Genomic DNA, 18,271 nt, shown 5'->3' with positions numbered 1-18,271 from the left:
TTATCGCAATTTTATGGAGTATCATAAGGATCGATTTGTTGATTTTTCATTGATGGTCTATAGAGGAGACCGTTTAATTGCGTTGTTCCCAGCCAATATTTTGGAAGAAAAACTGTATTCGCATCAGGGATTAACTTTTGGGGGAGTGCTTTTACCAAAAGGGATTGGGTTTTATAAGGTTGAGGCAATATTTCACTCAATTCTTGATTACTGTAAGTCAGAAGGTATAAAATCAATGTTTGTAAAATCTATTCCAGAGATTTATTTCGATGAACCTTCAAATGAGTTGAACTATCTGCTATTTAGAAACAATGCTAGATTGTATAGAAAAGATAAGGTACTTGCGATAGACTATTCGCAACCACTATCGCTACATAAAACTAAACTAAAACATTATAGAAAAGCCGATTCTCTAGGTTTTGAAATAAAGGAAGAATTGAATTTTGATGTATTTTGGGAGAAGGTACTTCAGCCTCGTTTGGTGGAAAAACATAGCGCAAAACCAGTACACACAAAAGAAGAGATAAATCATTTAGCCACTTGCTTTCCAGAGAACATTAAACAATTCAATATTTATTTGAATGGGGAGATTTTGGCAGGTATCACTGTGTTTGAAAATGAGACTATTGTGAAATCACAGTATGGTGCTACAACTCATAAAGGTGAACTAGTAAGGGCTTTGGATTATTTGTTTATTACTCTAATAAAAAAATATGAAAAAGAAGGTAAGCGATTTTTCTCAATGGGAACAGTTGTAGACAATAATGATAAAGGCTATAACCCAGGGTTGCTAAAACAGAAAGAAGAGTTTGGATGTAACATTTATTTACAGGATTTTTACGAAATAAGATTATAGTGATCAAGTTTTTAGACTTACATAAAATAAATTCAAGGTATAATCAGGAGCTTCACGATAAGCTCCAGCAAGTTTTAGATTCTGGGTATTATATTCTGGGAAATCAACTTAAAACTTTTGAAAATGAATTTGCAACATACTGTGGCACTAAAGAATGTATAGGTGTTAGTAATGGCCTTGATGCGTTAACTCTTATTTTTAAGGCATATATAAGCTTGGGGAAACTTAAGGAAGGTGATGAGGTATTAGTTCCTGCAAATACATATATTGCTTCAATTTTAGCAGTAATTAATTCAGGATTGAAGCCGGTTTTTGTAGAGCCAGATGAAGTGACATATAATATTTGTCCCAATCGAATTAAAAAGAAGATTACAGCTAAAACCAAAGCGGTTTTAGTTGTTCATTTATATGGACAGCTTGCCAATATGGAGGCTATTAATCACATTGCAGAGGTAAATGGACTTTTAGTGGTTGAGGATGCAGCTCAGGCGCATGGGGCAAAGGACAATAAGGGAATTAGAGCAGGAAATCTTGGGCACGCTGCAGGGTTTAGTTTTTATCCAGGTAAAAATCTAGGAGCTTTGGGAGATGGGGGAGCAATTACAACAAACAATCGAGAATTAGCAGAAACCCTAAGAAAGCTTAGGAATTATGGATCGTCAATAAAATATGTTAACGAAGTGATTGGTTTTAACAATCGATTGGATGAGTTGCAAGCGGCGTTTCTTAGTGTGAAACTCCCAAGTTTAGATGATGATAATCTAAAGCGTAGAGCAATAGCTTTAAGGTATTTGCAAGATATAAATAATGACAAAGTAGTACTTCCTTTTTATGATGGAACTGAAAATCATGTATTTCATGTTTTTTGTGTTAGGGTTAAGAACCGTAAGGACTTTATGGACTTCTTAAAGTTTAATGGGGTAGAAACTTTGGTACATTACCCAATTCCGCCACATAAACAAGAGGCGTTAAATGATTTTGTATATTTGGATTTACCCATAACCGAAAGTATTCACCGTGAGGTAGTAAGTTTGCCTATTAGTCCAGTAATGGAGACCAAAGAAGTTAAGCAGCTTATAAATATTATAAATTCCTATTGATTGAAGCAGTTCTCAAACTATATCAACAATAACGTTCTTGTTAAGGTCGCTTCTTTAAATTCTGCAGCTGTCATAGCTCGTATTGTTTCTGGTTTTTTAACCTCCAAGGCAATTGCTTTGTTTGTTGGAGCCGAGGGGTTGGCACTAATAGGTAATTTAAAGAATTTTTTAAGTTCAATGCAAACGTTCTCAACATTGGGAATGTACAATGGACTCGTTAAATATATAGCGCAGTTTAAGAAGGATACTTTTGAATTGAGCAAAGTAATTTCTACTTCGTTGTATCTAGGGTTTATTTCAACTTTATTGGTGTGTTTTGTTTGCTATTTTAATGCCGATTTTATTAATAATCTCATTTTTCCTACTTATAATGATTATGCATATGTAATACGTGTCATGGCTATAGCCTTACCGTTTTATTCATTAAATATCTTTGTTTTTGCAATAATCAATGGGTATTCAAAATTTAGACTGCTACTAATGATTAACATCATTGGGCAGGTTTTAGGGGCATGTATCACTTTATTATTGATTTGGCAAAATCGAATTGATGGGGCGTTGATATCTGTGGTAGTGGTAGAGTCGGTGTTGTTTTTTGTCACATTTGTAGGTATTTTAAACCAAAGAAGTTTGGTGCCTTTAATACGGGTAAGTAGGTTTAGTTATAAATACTTTTCCAAGTTTAGTTCTTACTCCCTCATGGTTTTGTTTTCTTCAATTGTTCTGCCCATTGTAGCTATTTCGATACGAACATATATTATAGATAATGTAGGGTATAAGGATGCTGGCTTTTGGGAAGCTATGAATAGGATTTCCAGGTATTATTTAATGTTTGTTAATTCCCTTTTAACCTTATATGTGCTTCCTCGATTTATTGAAATAAATACTTTTAGAGGGTTTAGGAATGAGGTTGTTAAAATTTATGGTACAATTATACCTGTACTGCTTTTAGGGGGGGGGACAATTTATTTATTGAGACCTTTTATTGTTAGTATTGTTTTTTCAAGTGAGTTCAGGCCCGTAGAAACATTGTTCTTATGGCAGTTATTAGGAGATTTGGTTAAGGTATTGGCGATGATAGTGTCTTACCAATTTGTAGCCAAGCGAATGTTCTGGCATTTTATTATTACCGAAGCATTTTTAGTGGTTACACTATACTTAACCAGTGTGTATTTTATTGATATTTATGGTGTTGAAGGAGCAACAATAGCTCATTTCACAACATATGTGATGTACTATGGGGTTATTTTATTAATATTTGGAACCTCTTTGTTTGGTGTTGTAAAGGAAGAATACTAATGGAGGTCAATAAGACATCGCACAAGCAGATTCTCAAGGCGACATCTATCTTTGGAGCAGTTCAGGTTATAAGTATAATTGTTGCTGTTTTGAAGTCTAAAATAGTGTCTATTTTGATTGGTCCCAACGGTATGGGAATTATAGGGCTTTTTGATTCAACTCTTAATCTTGTACTGGGAACAACCAAATTAGGGTTGGATACTAGTGCGGTTAAAGAAATCTCTTTGTCAAAGCAAGGCGGCAACTCCAAAGTGTTTAGGTCGGTTAGTTTACTTCGGAAATTAATTTTATTCACTTGTATCTTAGGTGTTTTTATTGTAATAATTTCCTCATCTTTTTTAAGTCGTTTGACATTTGGCAATTATGATTTTACCGTACCGATTATATGGTTGTCATTAGCATTATTGTTTAAGCAAATGACTTCAGGGGAACTTGCCATATTGCAGGGGCTAAGAAAAATGAGCTTTTTAGCATCAGCTAATATACTTGGGAGTGTTTTCGGGCTTATTATTTCAATACCTCTGTACTATTTTTTTCAACTTAAGGCTATAGTGCCAGTCATGATACTTGTTTCGTTGATAAGTTATATAGTTGCTAAGTACTATACGAGTAAACTTAATTTAAAGTCTATCAGAATTAATTCTAGAGACGTGTTTTCGGAGGGAAAAGATATGCTCCAATTGGGGGTTGTTTTTGGGATACGTGGCTTAATGACAGTATTGGTAACTTACTCACTCCAAATTATTATCAGCAATTATGGAGGTGTTAAGCAGGTGGGGCTCTTTGTGGCAGGGTTTACTATTCTTAATTCTTACTTAGGTTTGATATTCAATGCTATGCAAACAGATTACTACCCTAGACTGTCTGCCGTTGGTTCTCAATTAAAGGAAATGAATAGGCTTGTTAATGAGCAGGCACTTGTTGCTTTGCTTTTAGTTGGTCCAATAATAGTTGGATTTATAGCTTTTGCACCATTGCTTATTAAGCTATTGTTTTCAAAGGAGTTCTTGGAAATAGTTGGTTTTGTGAGTTTAGGAATTTTGGGGCTTATTTTTAAATCTGCTTCATGGTCTTCGGGTTATGTGGTTTTGGCAAAAGGGGATTCGAAACTCTTTTTGTATACAGGTATATTGTTCAACTCCTTATGGTTGCTTTTTCATGTTACAGGATATTTTCTTTTTGGGCTTTTTGGGGTTGGTTTAGGTTATTTAACGTATTATGTCGTTCATTTTTTTGTTGTGAATGCAATAGTAGATAAGGCCTATAATATAAAAATGAGCAGAGAATTTTATACTAATTTCCTTACGGTATTGTTATTGTGTATTGTTAGTTATATTCTTACATATATAGAGGAGGAAGCTATTAAGTATAGTTTGTTGTTTGTCACAGTTGTTGTAAGCGTGGTATTTACTTTCCATGGGCTTAATAAATTAGTGAACATAAAAAGTTTTGTGCTTAACTTGTTTAAAAGAAGAAAGGGGTAGTATATGTTGCAATATATAAAAGGAAAATATAGGAAACTTCGATTTTATCTAACGATTAACTGGGTAAAAACCTTACGTTTTAATTTTAAAAAATTCCCGTTTTCAGTGGCGATAAAATTACCTGTTTTCTTTTATGGTAAGGTTAAGTTTTCTTGCATGACAGGTGAGGTGGTAATAGATGCGCCAATTAAAAAAGGAATGATTGGATTTGGACAGCGTTACGAAATGAATACTGTTGCACAAGGTATTGCAGAAATTAATATACAGGGGAAAATTATTTTTAGGGGTCACGTTCAGTTTGGGAAAGATTATTTCGTTTACATTGGGAAAAATGCATTATGCGAAATGGGGCACATGTCTTCATTGGGTAGCCGTGGGAAAATAATTTGTACTCATAAAGTGGTCTTGGGTACTTATGCGCGCTTGGGATCGGAGTCTCAAATTATTGATACAAATTTTCATGGTCTTTTAAATACAAAAACAAATGAGCTTTATCCTATGCAGTCGAAAATTCAAATAGGAAACTTCAATTTCTTTGGAAATAGGGTTTCTGTTATGGGAAAAACAAAAACTCCAAATTATTGTACAGTAGCTTCTAACAGTGTGTGTAATAAGGATTATAGTTCTTATGGAGAGAATGTTTTAATCGGTGGAGTCCCCTCAAAGTTATTGAGAACGAATATTAGTAGGGATTGGCAAGGAGAAGAAGAAATGATGTTGAAAAGCTTAATTATTTAATCCATTTAAAAAAACTAAAGTTTTTTATTTAGAATATTGCGAAACGTATTTCTTCGCAGACTTAACAAAATGGTGTTCCTTTTCAATAAATTGACGTGCATTTTTTGAAATGATTGCTATTTGCTCCGGGTTATTGATTAACCACTCTAGTTTCTCTACTATTTTTTCTTCAACGGGTAGAGCATTTATTGCAACCGTATCTTTTTTTAAATTATAATACTCGAGCCATTCCTGTTCAGCCCCTGTAAACACAACTTTTCCTTTTGCCATACCCTCAAGTGCATTGTAACCCTGATCAAAGCCATAGGTTTGGTCCATTAGTATATGAGCAGAATCATAAAGTTTTATGTATTCTTTGTAAGGAACATTGCTAACTGTTATAACTTTTACTTTATCACCATACTTATCTTTGATCTTATTAAGAGCTTTAGATATTATCTCGCTTCCTTTTTTTATCGCAGATAGTTTATTGACGCCATGAAAAATTTTTATTGGCCCTTCAATTGTTAGACCACTGTAGTTGATACTATCTGTGTTAACTGGGTTTGGAATTAGGCCTAAATATTTTGGGTGATTTTTTAGGGGTAAATGGTAGTCTAAATCAGTAGCAATAACTCCTTTTATGCTATCATAAATAAAATTATGAAGTCTTTGATAAGGAGGGCTAAGGTACTTAAGCGAATAGGAAAAGTGCTTTTTTAAGCTTTTGTCTTGCAAAAGAGGGGTAAGAACCGAATAGCGTTCCTTCCCATTAATATAATGGTTTATTGTTACATGATCCTCACCTGAGCATAAAAGAAAAATTTTATCGTTTTGAGAGAATAATTGCTTTAGTAATGGAATCTGTAATTTAGGGTGAATCGATAGCGCGTCTTCATTTATTAACTGTACAACATCAAATCCTTTTAAGGATTGAAGTTGTTTTTTGAACCTAAACCAAGTTTCTACGTCAGCAAAATCAAATTTAAATAATCTATGGACTAATTTTCTGAATGGTTTTAAGAGTTTGAGCGATAAAATTGTATTGGAAATGTCAATATCCACAGGATATTTTTTAAACCCATCACCATTACCAATTATTGTAACTTCATGGCCTAAATCCTTTAAGCCTTCTTTGAGAGTATTGTGTAATCGGCTATACTCACCAACCAATAAAACTTTCATTTTATTTTATACATTTGCTCCAAAGATAGACCTAAATGGATAATGTTGAAAATAAATCATACACTGTAGAGATACTTATTTCAACAATGTATAGAACTTCATTATCTTTTCTTTCTAAAATGTTTCCTAACGGAAATTTTTCAAACTATAATATCTTAATTGTCAATCAAACAACAGAAAACAAACTGTTAAGATCAAGTTTTGATAATGTCCGTGTTATTAATTCTTTTGAAAAAGGACTCTCTTTAAGTAGAAACGTGGCTATAAAAAACGCCAAATCAAATATATGCTTATTGGCAGATGATGATATTACTTATTTTGATGGTTTTGAAAACCTTATCGTTAATGCTTATGAAAAACATAATTCAGCTGATATTATTACGTTTCAATTGGTTAACGAGAAAGGAGAGTTGTACAGTAAATATCCAAATATAGTAGCGCACAATAAAAAAACAATTAGCACAGTTAACTCTGTAGTGGTTACTTTTAAAAGAGAGCAAGTATTGAAAAAAAATGTTTTTTTTAATACTTTTTTTGGACTTGGTTCTGTTTTTGAGACAGCAGATGAATATATTTTTCTAAGAAATGCTTTGCAAAAAGGGTTAAATGTTTTTTTTGAGCCAAAAGTGTTGCTGAAGCATCCAGATTTTAGCTCAGGTAAAGCAGTGTCTAGTGATAAAATAGTTTTTGCTAGGGCAGCTGTTTTTTATAAATACAATGGTGAATTAACATATTTAAAATTAGGTTGGCACCTATTTTTATTGCTAAAATCAGGGCATTTAAAACTAAATCAGGTTGCTAGGAAATATAGTGTTGGATTAAAGGGAATTAATAAGTATAAATCTTTACAAAGAAATAAGTTAAAATTATCTGAATAGTTAAAATGGAATTAAGCAAAAACACATTTTATATAATAGATATCCCTAAAATTGAAGACTACAGGGGTAATTTATCTGTTATTGAAAAGGATATTTTACCGTATTCTATAAAGAGGGTTTACTATTTATACGATGTTCCGAGCAATGCCTATAGAGGGGGACATGCACATAAAGAGCAACTAGAGTTTTTGATTCCTTTGAGTGGGAGTTTTGAGGTTGTTTTGGATGATGGTGTAAGTAAAACTAAGATAATGCTCAACAAACCTAATAAGGGGTTATTGATACCAACAGGAATTTGGCGTGAGTTAGAAAATTTTTCTTCAGGAGCAGTCTGCTTGGTATTGGCATCTGATGTTTTTGATGAAGAAGACTATATAAGAGATTATAAAGAGTTTAAGCTATTTGTGGGCGCTTAGATAAATTTTGTTTTTAATTAGAAGTTTCTGAGTATTTTTAGCAAGTTTCAAAAATGGTATAGGACAATTTAAAAGTAACTTTTGTTTAAAGTTTAAATTAGAGAAATCAATTTCGAATCTCAACCTTTTATAAAGTTCGTATTCTCCATTTATTTTACATCTTAGTGCAGTGGCATACCTATTTATATCCAAATATAGTTTTAAAGAGCGATTGCTCTTTTCTTCATTTTTATAGCTGTTAATAAAACTGTATCGGTTGTTATTAAAATTACTTTTAGAAAGATTATTTGATTCAAAATTATGATACCTCATTGTGATAGCAGGATTAAAGGCTATTTTGTAGTTTAAGGCAAACCGAATCCATAAATCTATATCTTGTCCAGTTAGTAAATCCTCATTGAATTTGCCTATACTGTTAAATTTATTTTTCTCAAAAGCCACAGCAGATGTCCAAGCAACTGAGTTTATAATACTGCTTTTAAAATAGTCTTCTACAATTATAGGGGTTCTTCCATAAGTAAAATTGAAAGTAGCAGGTTTAATAAGGTTTTGGTTATAGTTGATTTCATGGTTATTGCAGTATAACCCTGCACCTGGAAATAAGTCAATTTGTTTTTTAAGTTCTGTTAAATGGTTATTGTACCAATAATCATCGGCATCTAACAAAGCAATATATTTCCCTTTAGATGCAGAAATGCCAATATTTCTAGCATTCGAGACACCTAGGTTATTTTGATTAATAACTTTAAACCTATCGTCAACAAGTTGGGTTAAAACTTCTATGCTATTATCGGTAGAGCCGTCATTCACCACAACCACTTCAAAATCTGAAAAAGTTTGGTTAAGAACACTTTTAATGGTTTGTTCGATTAAATGTTCTTTATTGTAAAGAGGAATTATTACGGAGAAAAAAGGCATTATCTATTCAAATTGATATGACAAAGGTAACTTAGTTTGAATAGGTTAAAAACAAATAAAGATGGTCTTTTAGATCTTAGCTGTATCTTTAAAAAAGGATGGTTTAATTGAAATATAAAAGCTAAAAAATAATCTATTTTTAATTTTTTTACTTTTTTGTGGGCCTTTAACAAGGTAACATAGTTATAATCTATAAGCTTCTTTTCGTATAGTTGATTTAAGTTCTCAATACCGTTTTTTGTTTTATCTATAAAAACGTCGCTTTCATCAATGTCACCATGCAAAACAGGGTTGTCAATATGCGTAATATTGGTGTTAAGTAGTTTAAGTTGGTAAGAAAGCAAAGTGTCTTCATGTCCGTATTGGGTAAGTGATTTTTCAAATCCAACTTTTTTGAAAATACTTTTTCTTATAAGCGTGTTGTTGAAAAGTAGTGACTTGTAAGGGGTTAAAATACGGTCTTGGGCTTTTGTGTCTTCTTTCAACAAACCATATTTCCATCTGAGTTTTTTTGTGTGTTCCGATACTTTTTTTGGGTGTATTCTTCCTCCGTAAACTACATCTGGGTTATTTTTTAACTGCTCTAAATACTTTTGGATGTAATTTTCTTCATGAATCAATGAATCTCCATCAATAAAAAGTAAATGGTTATATTGAGATGCGTTAACTAAAGTATTCCTATTTTCACTCAGTCCTAAGTTGTTTTTATGAGACGTGTATGTAACGTGCTTTAAATTGTTTAGTTGATTGTTGATATTATTGATTGTGTCACCAGATCCATCATCATGTACAATAATCTCGAAGTTCACAAAGCATTTCGTTAATTGCTTATGTAACTCCTTTACCAATGTTGTTACATTGTAATTTCGAGTGGGGATTAAAACTGATAACATTTATATCTCTTCTAAAAACGCTCAAAACTAATCTTTTTTTTTAAAAGTTTACATTTATTTTAAATGATTAACCTGTTCTTTTTGAAGCAGATAAGTCTTAAGTGAGTATTTTGGTAAACAAACTAGATATATGTTAATAGATAAGAGATAGTATTACTGCGCTCTTCTTTGCACCACTTCATACACCTGATTGTTATCGCATTTTAATGTTTTACTAGGGTATTTTAATAAAAGCGCGTAATCATGGGTGGCCATTAAAATGGTATTACCGTTATTGTTTATGGTTTTTAGTAATTCCATAACCTCTATACTGGTTTGAGGGTCTAGGTTTCCTGTAGGTTCATCAGCCAAAATCAATTCAGGGTCGTTTAAAAGGGCACGGGCAATGGCTACACGTTGTTGCTCTCCACCAGAAAGCTCATGGGGGAATTTAAAGCCTTTGGTTTTCATGCCTACTTTTCCCAAAACCTCCTCTATACGGGAATTCATTTTGTTTTTGTCCTTCCAGCCAGTAGCTTTTAGTACAAACAAAAGGTTATCGTTAACGGTTCGGTCTATGAGTAATTTGAAATCTTGAAATACAATACCTAGTTTTCGTCTTAAAAAAGGGATGTCTTTTTCCTTGAGTTTTCTTAGGTCATAATCTACAATATGACCATCGCCTTCCTTAAGAGAAAGATCTCCGTAAAGGGTTTTCATAAAGCTACTCTTACCAGTACCCGTTTTACCAATTAAATATACGAACTCCCCTTTGTTAACTTCAACGTTTACATCAGATAACACTAAGCTGTCGCCTTGGTAAATTGAGGCGTTCTTTAATTGTAAAACAGTACTGGACATAGAAAATCTATAGGTTTATGAGGCTGTAAATGTATCATTTTATAACAACTTATAAAACTATAGATTATTGCTTTTTTGGTATGCTAAAAAGATTTGATAACTTCGTTTATAATTATAACCGATTTCCTCCGTTATAAAAGGCATATTCAGTTATATTTGAATCTAAACAAAAAATTGCGTTAATGACTTCAAAAAAGCTAGTAACAGCCTTACTTATAGCGAGTTTGTCTTACGGGTCTTTTGCGCAGGAATCCATTGTTTACACAGGGGACCTTGCCGATTACCAAAAAGCACTCGCACTATATAACAATAAACAATATCTCGCCGCTCAACATCTCTTTGGTCAGATACAAAAACAAGCCGATGAAGAAAACCTTGAGTCCGATTGCGCCTATTATATAGCCAATTGTGCGGTACGCCTAAATCAGCAGAATGCAGATAGGATGGTCGAGAATTTCGTAGAGGATTACCCTACCAGCACAAAAAAGAATACAGCCTTTCTTGATGTGGCCGATTACTATTTTGTTAATGGTAAGTATGCATATGCCCGTAAGTGGTATGCCAAGGTTGACGAACGCAACCTGAGCAATGCCGATAGGGAACGCTTCAATTTTAACAATGGTTACTCAGCTTTTAGTGCCAAGGAATATCGTGATGCTAAAAAGTATTTGGAGCGTGTAGAGAATTCCCAAACTTATGGTTCACAGGCTAAGTATTATATCGGATTTATGGCTTACGAAGGTGATGATTACGATCAAGCCAATGAATATTTCGATCAGGTAAGCGATCAGGAGGAGTACAAGGAAAAATTGTCGTACTATCAGGCAGACCTAAACTTCAAGCTAGGGAACTTTGAAAAAGCCATAGAGCTGGCCAAAGCAGAGATGGCTAAAAGTAGTCCTAAGGAAGTGTCAGAACTTTCTAAAATTATAGGGGAAAGCTATTTCAATCTAGAGCAATATGATGAAGCCATTCCATATCTAAAAGATTACAAGGGCAAAAAGGGGAAATGGAATAATACCGATTATTACCAACTGGGATATGCCTATTACAAGCAAGGCGATTATGCCAATGCCATTGCCGAGTTCAATAAGATTATTGGTGGGACTAACGCAGTTGCCCAAAATGCCTACTATCATTTAGGTGAAAGCTACATAGAATTAGGTAAAAAGCAGGAAGCTTTAAATGCTTTCAGAAACGCCTCCCAAATGGATTTCGACTTTAAGATTCAGGAGGATGCTTGGCTTAATTATGCTAAAATTAGTTACGATATAGGTAACCCATATCAGTCCGTACCACAAGTGTTGACTGGCTATTTAGAGAAATACCCCAATTCAGCCTATAAGGAAGAGATCGAGTTGTTGCTTATCGATTCTTATATCACTTCCAAAAACTATGGGGAAGCTTTGGAGTTGTTGAAAGGAAAGCGAAGTTTTGAAAGTAAGCATGCCTATCAAAAAGTAGCTTTTTACAGAGGATTGGAGCTTTACAATGAAGGTAAATACAGCGAGGCTCGTGATCTATTTGAAAAATCTTCCAAAGAAGCGATTGACGAAACTTTTACTGCTCGTGCAACTTACTGGAAAGCCGAAACCGATTATATCCTAAGCAATTTTGGAGAAGCGCTAATTGGCTACAAACAGTTTGAGCAATTTTCTGGTGCCGCTCAAACTCCAGAGGCAGATAATTTAGATTACAATATGGCCTATGCCTATTTCAAGCAAAAGGATTACATCAATGCCAAAACCTATTTTGGACGTTTTATCCGTAAGCATGCCGATGATGGAGTAAGGCTAAACGATGCTTATTTGCGTTTAGGAGATGTAAACTTTGTGTCGAGCAATTACCACGAGGCTATTGAAGCTTATAATAGCGCCATTAAAATAGGGGAGATTGAAGGAGATTATGCTTATTTCCAAAAGGCGATGAGCTATGGATATCTTGGAGATTCTTCGACCAAAATAAAAGAGTTACGACAGTTTATTAATCGTTATGAAGATTCAAAATTGAGGGACGATGCTATGTTTGAATTGGGAAATACTTTGGTTAAGTTAAACAAAACAAACGAAGCCATTTCTGCTTACGATGAATTGGTGTCAGACTACCGTTTAAGTCCGTTTGTGCCTAATGCCCAGTTGCGTCAGGGGTTAGTGTATTATAATAATAACGACAACGGTAAAGCCCTCAACAAATTTAAATATGTTGCTGAATCTTACCCTGGAACTCCAGATGCGGTTCAGGCAGTAGCAACGGCAAGACTCATTTACATAGATACAGGACGCGTTGACGAATATGCAAGTTGGGTAAAGACCTTGGATTATGTAGAGGTTACCGATGCCGATTTAGACAATACGACTTTCGAGGCAGCCGAAAAGCAGTACTTGGATAATAACTCCAAAGCAGCCATTAAGCAGTTTAATGGGTATTTGAATGATTTCCCAAAAGGTATACACGCCTTACATGCACACTTCTATGTGGCTCAGCTGTACTTTAAGGATGGTTTAAAGGACAACGCCAAACCACATTATCAATATGTTGCCGATGCGTCTCAAAGTGAGTTTACCGAAGAAGCTTTGTTACGATTGTCGCAAATACAATTGGATGAAAAGAACTTAGATGAAGCCATTCCAACCTTAAAGCGTTTGGAGGTAGAGGCTAACTTCCCTCAGAATAGCATTTTTGCTCAATCTAACTTGATGAAAGCCTACTATCAAAAAGAAGATTATAACAATGCAGAGGTATATGCCGAAAAGGTGTTGGCACAATCTAAAATAGATAATAAGATAAAAAGTGATGCTCAGATTATCATAGCCCGATCGGCTATTAAAACTGGAGATGAAACTAAGGCTAGAACAGCATATGAAGAAGTAGAAAGTGTAGCAACAGGTGAATTAGCTGCCGAAGCACTATACTACAGTGCTTATTTTAAACATAAGGATGGCAAGTACGAAGTTTCTAACGAAACGGTGCAACGATTGGCTAAGGATTATTCTGCATATAAATACTATAGCGCTAAAGGGTTGGTGGTTATGGCAAAGAATTTTAATGCCTTAAACGATGCCTTCCAGGCGACCTATATTTTGGAAAGTGTTATTGAGAATTTTGCCAATTATGAAGATGTTGTTCAAGAGGCAAAAACAGAGCTTAATACCATAAAGGAAGAACAAGCTAAAACCAATTCATCTGTGGAAACCGGTCCTCAGGATTAATTCATCAATTTAAACAAGAACAATCAATATGAGACAATTTATGTCTATTAAAATAACAACGGCATTTATTCTGGGGTTTGTTGGTTTATCTCAAGCTCAGGAACGTGAGGGAGACACCATTAAAACGGATGTCATTAATGTAGTAAAGCCGTATTCCCCATCTGTAAACGATGCTTTTAAGGTTAAGGAAACGCCATCGATTCAAGATGACCAGACGGCGACAAAAAAAGACGTGCAATACAATATTTTCTCGTTTCCGGTAGCATCTACATTTACCCCAGCTAAGGGTAAGGCGGCAACCCTGGATCGTCAAAAACAGGAAAAACTACACGATAATTATGCAACTTTTGGCATTGGGAATTATACAAACATTCTTGGGGAATTATATTTAAACCATACATTAAGCCGTTCGGCAAGTATTGGTGGACACTTAACCCATCATTCGTCATTTGGTGGGATCAACGATTTGTTGGTAGACGATTCATTTTCCAATACCAATCTTAATGTAAATTATTCAGAGAAACAACGCGATATGTCGTGGATGGTTCAAGGTGGTGGGCTTTATCAGTTTTATAACTGGTACGGTATACCGCAGCCAGAGTTTACAGGTTCCGATGTTGTTGGTATCGATGTCGGTCATAATTATTATGGTGTGCATTTAGGGGGTGAATTACAGTTTTACGACACATATATTAAAAGTTTGGATGTGTTATACCGCCATTTTGGGGATAACTTTAGTTCGGGTGAAAACCGCTTCACTTTAAATAGTACTGTTGATGTGCCTATAGGAGATCAAGAGATATCTACCGATGTTGTTTTAGATTATCTCGGCGGTAGCTTTGAAAGAAACTACATGACTACAGATGGTATTTCTTATGGTAACTTTCAAATTGGTTTGGCGTCGTCTTACCAATTGCGTCAGGATGATTTAACTGTCGACATTGGTGCTGCCTTTTATTATATGAACGATACAGAGGCCAGTGACAGTAAATTCTATATCTATCCAAAAATTGCCGCTTCATACCGTTTGGTAGATGAGGTGTTAATTGCCTATGGAAGCATATTGGGAGGGTTGAACCAAAACAGCTATTACGATTTTGTTCAGGAGAATCCATTTGTGTCGCCAACCTTGTACATCACTCCTACCGATACGAAATATGATGTTTCTGTTGGTTTAAAAGGAAAACTGTCCAATGCTATGAGTTACGATGTGTCTGGGCATTTTAAAAATGAAAACAACAAGGCGCTGTTTAGAAGTAATTTAATTCCTTATGGTTACGATATTGATGAAGATTATCAATACGGAAATTCGTTTGGTGTGGTTTACGATGATGTAAAGACCTTTAGCATGGGAGGAGCACTAAGTGCCGATGTTAACCGTAACTTCACTTTAGGTTTAAAAGGAGAGTTTTTTGCCTATAATACAGATAATCAGGACGAGGCCTGGAACTTACCTAGTTTTACCGCGTCTTTGTTTAGTGATTATCAAATTAATAAAAAGTGGTTTGCAGGAGCCGAACTGTACTATGTTGGACAACGAAAAGCACTGTTAGGGTATGATGATATTGGAAATCCTAGTTTGCCAATACTTGATAGTCCAACCCAGACTGTAGATTTAGATAGTTATTTCGATGCAAATATCCATGCCGGATACCATATAAACGATAAATTTTCGGCTTATTTAAAAGGAAGCAACCTGTTTAACAATAGTTACGACCATTGGGTAAATTACCCTGTTCAAGGCTTGCAGATTCTTGCAGGGGCGACCTATAAGTTCGATTTTTAGTTCTTCTTATAGTTGTGTAAAGCGTTCAAAACCATTGTGTGTTTTGGACGCTTTTTTTTTTTTTTTTTTAGATTCATCAACAAAGTGTCATTGCGAGGATTTGAGTATTCAAAGCCGTGGCAATCTGTCAAAAAGAAGTTGTGTGCATACATGCAGTTTCTCCCGCTTTCGCTAGGGGAAGATAACGACGTCGCTAACTCTCCTCGTTATGACTTTTTGAGGCATGTGTCATAAATGTTTTTAATATTCCAAAAACACCATGAAAACCTGTAATCGTTCTTCGAGTTATTACTGTTTGCTTTAAGTATGGAAGAGGTATAGATACTTAATGAGTACTTAATGGATAGTGTATGGAAGAGCTGAAGTTGAAAAATCTGTTTTTAAGTAAAAAATGGCTGAAGAGTTACTAAAATGATACAGGGGTCACAATCACCAAATTAATATATCCCAGAACAGCAATTTAACATCTTCTCACCTTATCAACTTTACATATACCTACAGCCTACATACAGCCTACAACCAACAGTTTATAGCTTTAAAGCGTCAACCTCGCTAAATAATCATCACTGTCACCTTCCTTGATCAATTCGCATTCCAGCCCAACAGCTTTACATGCGGTATAAAGGGTGTTAAAGTCAAGATATAACCAGGTCATTGGGTCTTCATCCTTGCCTTTGTAGCTCAGGTAGTAATCTAGTTCGCCATAGTATTCGGTATTGGCATCATACCAATAGCCACCATCTTCATCTTCGAACATGTATTTAATGTCGGAGGAGTCGATTAGAATTTGACCGTTTGGATTTAAAAGGCTTTTTAAGTGTCTGAGGTAATTACCGGTTTCTTTTAAGGTTTTAAAGATTCCGGTGCCGTTCATTAATAATAATATCGTGTCGAAGGTTTCTGTCTCATTGAGAATGTCCAATACTTCAGCCTTGGTAACCCCGCGCCGTTTACTCACTTCAATAGCGCCTTTAGAGATATCAATGGCTTTTACATCCATTCCCTTTTCCTGAAGATACAGGGTATGACTCCCAGCACCACAACCAACATCCAGAATCTTTCCCTTGACTGATTTTAAAGCCATTTGCTCTAGTTTAGGCATGTCCTTAAATGCCCTAAATAAATAGGGAAGAGGCAGCGTGTCTTCATCAGAAATACTGGTAGAGGTGATGATATCCTCAGTGTATCGGCCTTCAAAATAATCCAATAGAGCTTCTCCAAACAGGTCCTTCATAGAGTAATGCTTTTATTTCCTTTGTAAAGAAAGGGTTATGTGGGTTAAAAGTTAGTAATTTTGTGGCATGGAAGAGATTCTTAAAAACCTGCCCAGACAGGCCAAAGATAAGCATAAGGAGAATGCGGCCTTTTTTAAAAAACTAAAAAAGAAGCAGCCCAAGCAATTGGACTATATCATGCAGGAATTACATGAGGAGGAATTTCAACGCACCGATTGTTTGGAATGTGCCAATTGTTGTAAGACTACAGGCCCCTTGTTTACCGATAAAGACATTGAGCGTATTGCCAAGCACTTTAGAATGAAACCACAGCAGTTTATAGACGATTTTCTTCGTATTGATGAGGATAACGATTATGTGCTGCAGTCGGTACCCTGTACATTTTTGGGAGCCGATAACTATTGTTCTATTTACGAAGTGCGCCCAAAGGCTTGTCGTGAATTTCCCCATACCGATAGAAAAAAGTTTCAGCAGATCTCCAATCTTACCCTAAAGAATGTTGCTATTTGTCCAGCAGCGTACAATATTGTTGAGGAGATGAAAAAGCGTATAAAATAAATGAGAAAAAGCGTTTTGGCGATATTGTTTATTTGGTTGGTTGGGAATGTAGGCCTAACACAAAACTGGATGACCAATATCGACATAGCAAAACGTCTGGCATTAACCCAAAATAAAATGCTTTTAATGGTTTGGGATGACGCTTCAAGTTATCCCTTACCGGTTGTAGTTCTTGATAGTAATGGCAACGAAGTGCCTTATGAAAACCTGTTCGATGAACCACGATTAAACCATATGTTATGGGATAGTTTTGTACTTGTTAAAGTAAGTGAATCCGAATACTCCCTAATGTACAATGAAATAAAGCGAAAAAGACCTACCTACTATCTTGATAAGTTTAATGACGACAGCCTAAAGGTAATGGATGTTAACGGTAATATTTTAAATGCATCAGAAGAAAGTGGTTATGTTTTTAATCTTTCAAGTTTTATACAGAAATATGCTTTAAACACCTCTTTTTTAAGACAGGAGTTGATAAACTACAGAAAAGAAAAGAACTTTTATTCGACATTTTACTTGGCGTCAAAATATATTGATTTTGCTTTCTACGTTAATAAGGAAGTGCGGCCAGAACTTGTGGGTTTATCCGATATTTATCTGAAAGAAGCCCATGATTTATTGGAGAGAGAACCCTCAAACAATAAAGCGGATTTGGAGTTGAGGTTTGAACTGTTGAAAATAGAACAGGACTTATTAATCAATAAACCAGAAAAAGCGCTCAGAAAGTTAAAACGAATTAAAGAATCAGAATTAAACGGAGCAAATAAAACATTGGCAGCTTTTTTGTATTTTACAGCATATAGACTGCTAAAAGATGAAAAGAATGCCAGTTTGTGGCGATCAAAAGTGTCTTTAGCAGATTTAAATAAAATACAGGTATTAATCAATAAATAGGAT

Annotated in this window: 16 protein-coding genes; 11 read left to right on the top strand and 5 right to left on the bottom strand. The window is 34.8% G+C overall.

Annotated elements, in window-relative coordinates:
• Positions 1–13: 13 nt before the first annotated feature.
• The 5 genes from PWU04_RS10350 (at position 14) to PWU04_RS10330 (ending at position 5,477) form a co-directional block, all read left to right on the top strand.
• Positions 14–856 carry a FemAB family protein gene (locus PWU04_RS10350; RefSeq protein WP_274476027.1) on the top strand — a complete coding sequence of 281 codons (843 nt, stop codon included), beginning with the start codon at positions 14–16 and terminating at the stop codon, positions 854–856.
• Positions 856–1,956: a DegT/DnrJ/EryC1/StrS family aminotransferase gene (locus PWU04_RS10345; protein ID WP_274476026.1), complete on the top strand. Its 1,101-nt coding sequence runs from the start codon at positions 856–858 to the stop codon at positions 1,954–1,956. Before PWU04_RS10350 ends, PWU04_RS10345 begins: the two co-directional genes overlap by 1 nt.
• Positions 1,957–3,255 carry an O-antigen translocase gene (locus PWU04_RS10340; RefSeq protein WP_274476025.1) on the top strand — a complete coding sequence of 433 codons (1,299 nt, stop codon included), beginning with the start codon at positions 1,957–1,959 and terminating at the stop codon, positions 3,253–3,255.
• Complete coding sequence (locus tag PWU04_RS10335) at positions 3,255–4,739, top strand: oligosaccharide flippase family protein (RefSeq protein WP_274476024.1); 1,485 nt, start codon at positions 3,255–3,257, stop codon at positions 4,737–4,739. Before PWU04_RS10340 ends, PWU04_RS10335 begins: the two co-directional genes overlap by 1 nt.
• A gap of 105 nt (positions 4,740–4,844) precedes the next feature.
• Positions 4,845–5,477: an acyltransferase gene (locus PWU04_RS10330; RefSeq protein ID WP_274476023.1), complete on the top strand. Its 633-nt coding sequence runs from the start codon at positions 4,845–4,847 to the stop codon at positions 5,475–5,477.
• Positions 5,478–5,501: 24 nt separating this feature from the next.
• On the opposite strand, the gene PWU04_RS10325 is transcribed toward PWU04_RS10330, so the two are convergent.
• Positions 5,502–6,641 carry a glycosyltransferase family protein gene (locus PWU04_RS10325; protein ID WP_274476022.1) on the bottom strand — a complete coding sequence of 380 codons (1,140 nt, stop codon included), beginning with the start codon at positions 6,639–6,641 and terminating at the stop codon, positions 5,502–5,504.
• A gap of 35 nt (positions 6,642–6,676) precedes the next feature.
• Between PWU04_RS10325 and PWU04_RS10320 the strand changes: the two genes are divergently transcribed.
• On the top strand, positions 6,677–7,519 hold the full coding sequence (locus tag PWU04_RS10320; protein WP_274476021.1) for a glycosyltransferase family A protein: 843 nt from the start codon (positions 6,677–6,679) through the stop codon (positions 7,517–7,519).
• A gap of 5 nt (positions 7,520–7,524) precedes the next feature.
• Positions 7,525–7,935 carry a sugar 3,4-ketoisomerase gene (locus PWU04_RS10315; RefSeq protein ID WP_274476020.1) on the top strand — a complete coding sequence of 137 codons (411 nt, stop codon included), beginning with the start codon at positions 7,525–7,527 and terminating at the stop codon, positions 7,933–7,935.
• On the opposite strand, the gene PWU04_RS10310 is transcribed toward PWU04_RS10315, so the two are convergent.
• The 3 genes from PWU04_RS10310 to PWU04_RS10300 all read right to left on the bottom strand — a co-directional run bounded on the left by PWU04_RS10310 (position 7,918) and on the right by PWU04_RS10300 (position 10,586).
• The gene (locus tag PWU04_RS10310; RefSeq protein ID WP_274476019.1) at positions 7,918–8,853 is read right to left on the bottom strand and encodes a glycosyltransferase family 2 protein; all 936 of its coding nucleotides are present in this window, start codon (positions 8,851–8,853) and stop codon (positions 7,918–7,920) included. The two genes, PWU04_RS10315 and PWU04_RS10310, sit on opposite strands and share 18 nt — an antisense overlap.
• Positions 8,853–9,746, bottom strand: a complete 894-nt coding sequence (locus PWU04_RS10305) for a glycosyltransferase family 2 protein (RefSeq protein ID WP_274476018.1) — start codon at positions 9,744–9,746, stop codon at positions 8,853–8,855. The genes PWU04_RS10310 and PWU04_RS10305 overlap by 1 nt, the downstream gene beginning before the upstream one ends.
• Positions 9,747–9,899: 153 nt before the next feature.
• Positions 9,900–10,586, bottom strand: coding sequence for a cell division ATP-binding protein FtsE (locus PWU04_RS10300; RefSeq protein ID WP_274476017.1), 687 nt, complete (start codon positions 10,584–10,586; stop codon positions 9,900–9,902).
• A gap of 182 nt (positions 10,587–10,768) precedes the next feature.
• Here PWU04_RS10300 and PWU04_RS10295 point away from each other — a divergent pair, with 182 nt between their 5' ends.
• Together PWU04_RS10295 and PWU04_RS10290 are read left to right on the top strand one after the other, a co-directional pair.
• Positions 10,769–13,795, top strand: coding sequence for a tetratricopeptide repeat protein (locus PWU04_RS10295; protein ID WP_274476016.1), 3,027 nt, complete (start codon positions 10,769–10,771; stop codon positions 13,793–13,795).
• 28 nt (positions 13,796–13,823) lie between these two features.
• The gene (locus PWU04_RS10290) at positions 13,824–15,581 is read left to right on the top strand and encodes a TonB-dependent receptor (protein ID WP_274476015.1); all 1,758 of its coding nucleotides are present in this window, start codon (positions 13,824–13,826) and stop codon (positions 15,579–15,581) included.
• A gap of 535 nt (positions 15,582–16,116) precedes the next feature.
• Here PWU04_RS10290 and PWU04_RS10285 read toward each other — a convergent pair.
• Positions 16,117–16,815 carry a class I SAM-dependent methyltransferase gene (locus PWU04_RS10285; RefSeq protein WP_274476014.1) on the bottom strand — a complete coding sequence of 233 codons (699 nt, stop codon included), beginning with the start codon at positions 16,813–16,815 and terminating at the stop codon, positions 16,117–16,119.
• Between the two features lie 67 nt (positions 16,816–16,882).
• Here PWU04_RS10285 and PWU04_RS10280 point away from each other — a divergent pair, with 67 nt between their 5' ends.
• Together PWU04_RS10280 and PWU04_RS10275 are read left to right on the top strand one after the other, a co-directional pair.
• Positions 16,883–17,374, top strand: coding sequence for a YkgJ family cysteine cluster protein (locus tag PWU04_RS10280; RefSeq protein ID WP_274476013.1), 492 nt, complete (start codon positions 16,883–16,885; stop codon positions 17,372–17,374).
• Positions 17,375–18,268, top strand: coding sequence for a hypothetical protein (locus tag PWU04_RS10275; protein WP_274476012.1), 894 nt, complete (start codon positions 17,375–17,377; stop codon positions 18,266–18,268). It abuts the gene before it with no gap.
• Positions 18,269–18,271: the final 3 nt, after the last annotated feature.

Source organism: Mangrovimonas aestuarii (assembly GCF_028767185.1).
In the GTDB taxonomy this organism is placed as follows: Bacteria; Bacteroidota; Bacteroidia; order Flavobacteriales; family Flavobacteriaceae; genus Mangrovimonas_B; species Mangrovimonas_B aestuarii.
This window is presented reverse-complemented; position numbering and strand designations above follow the sequence as displayed.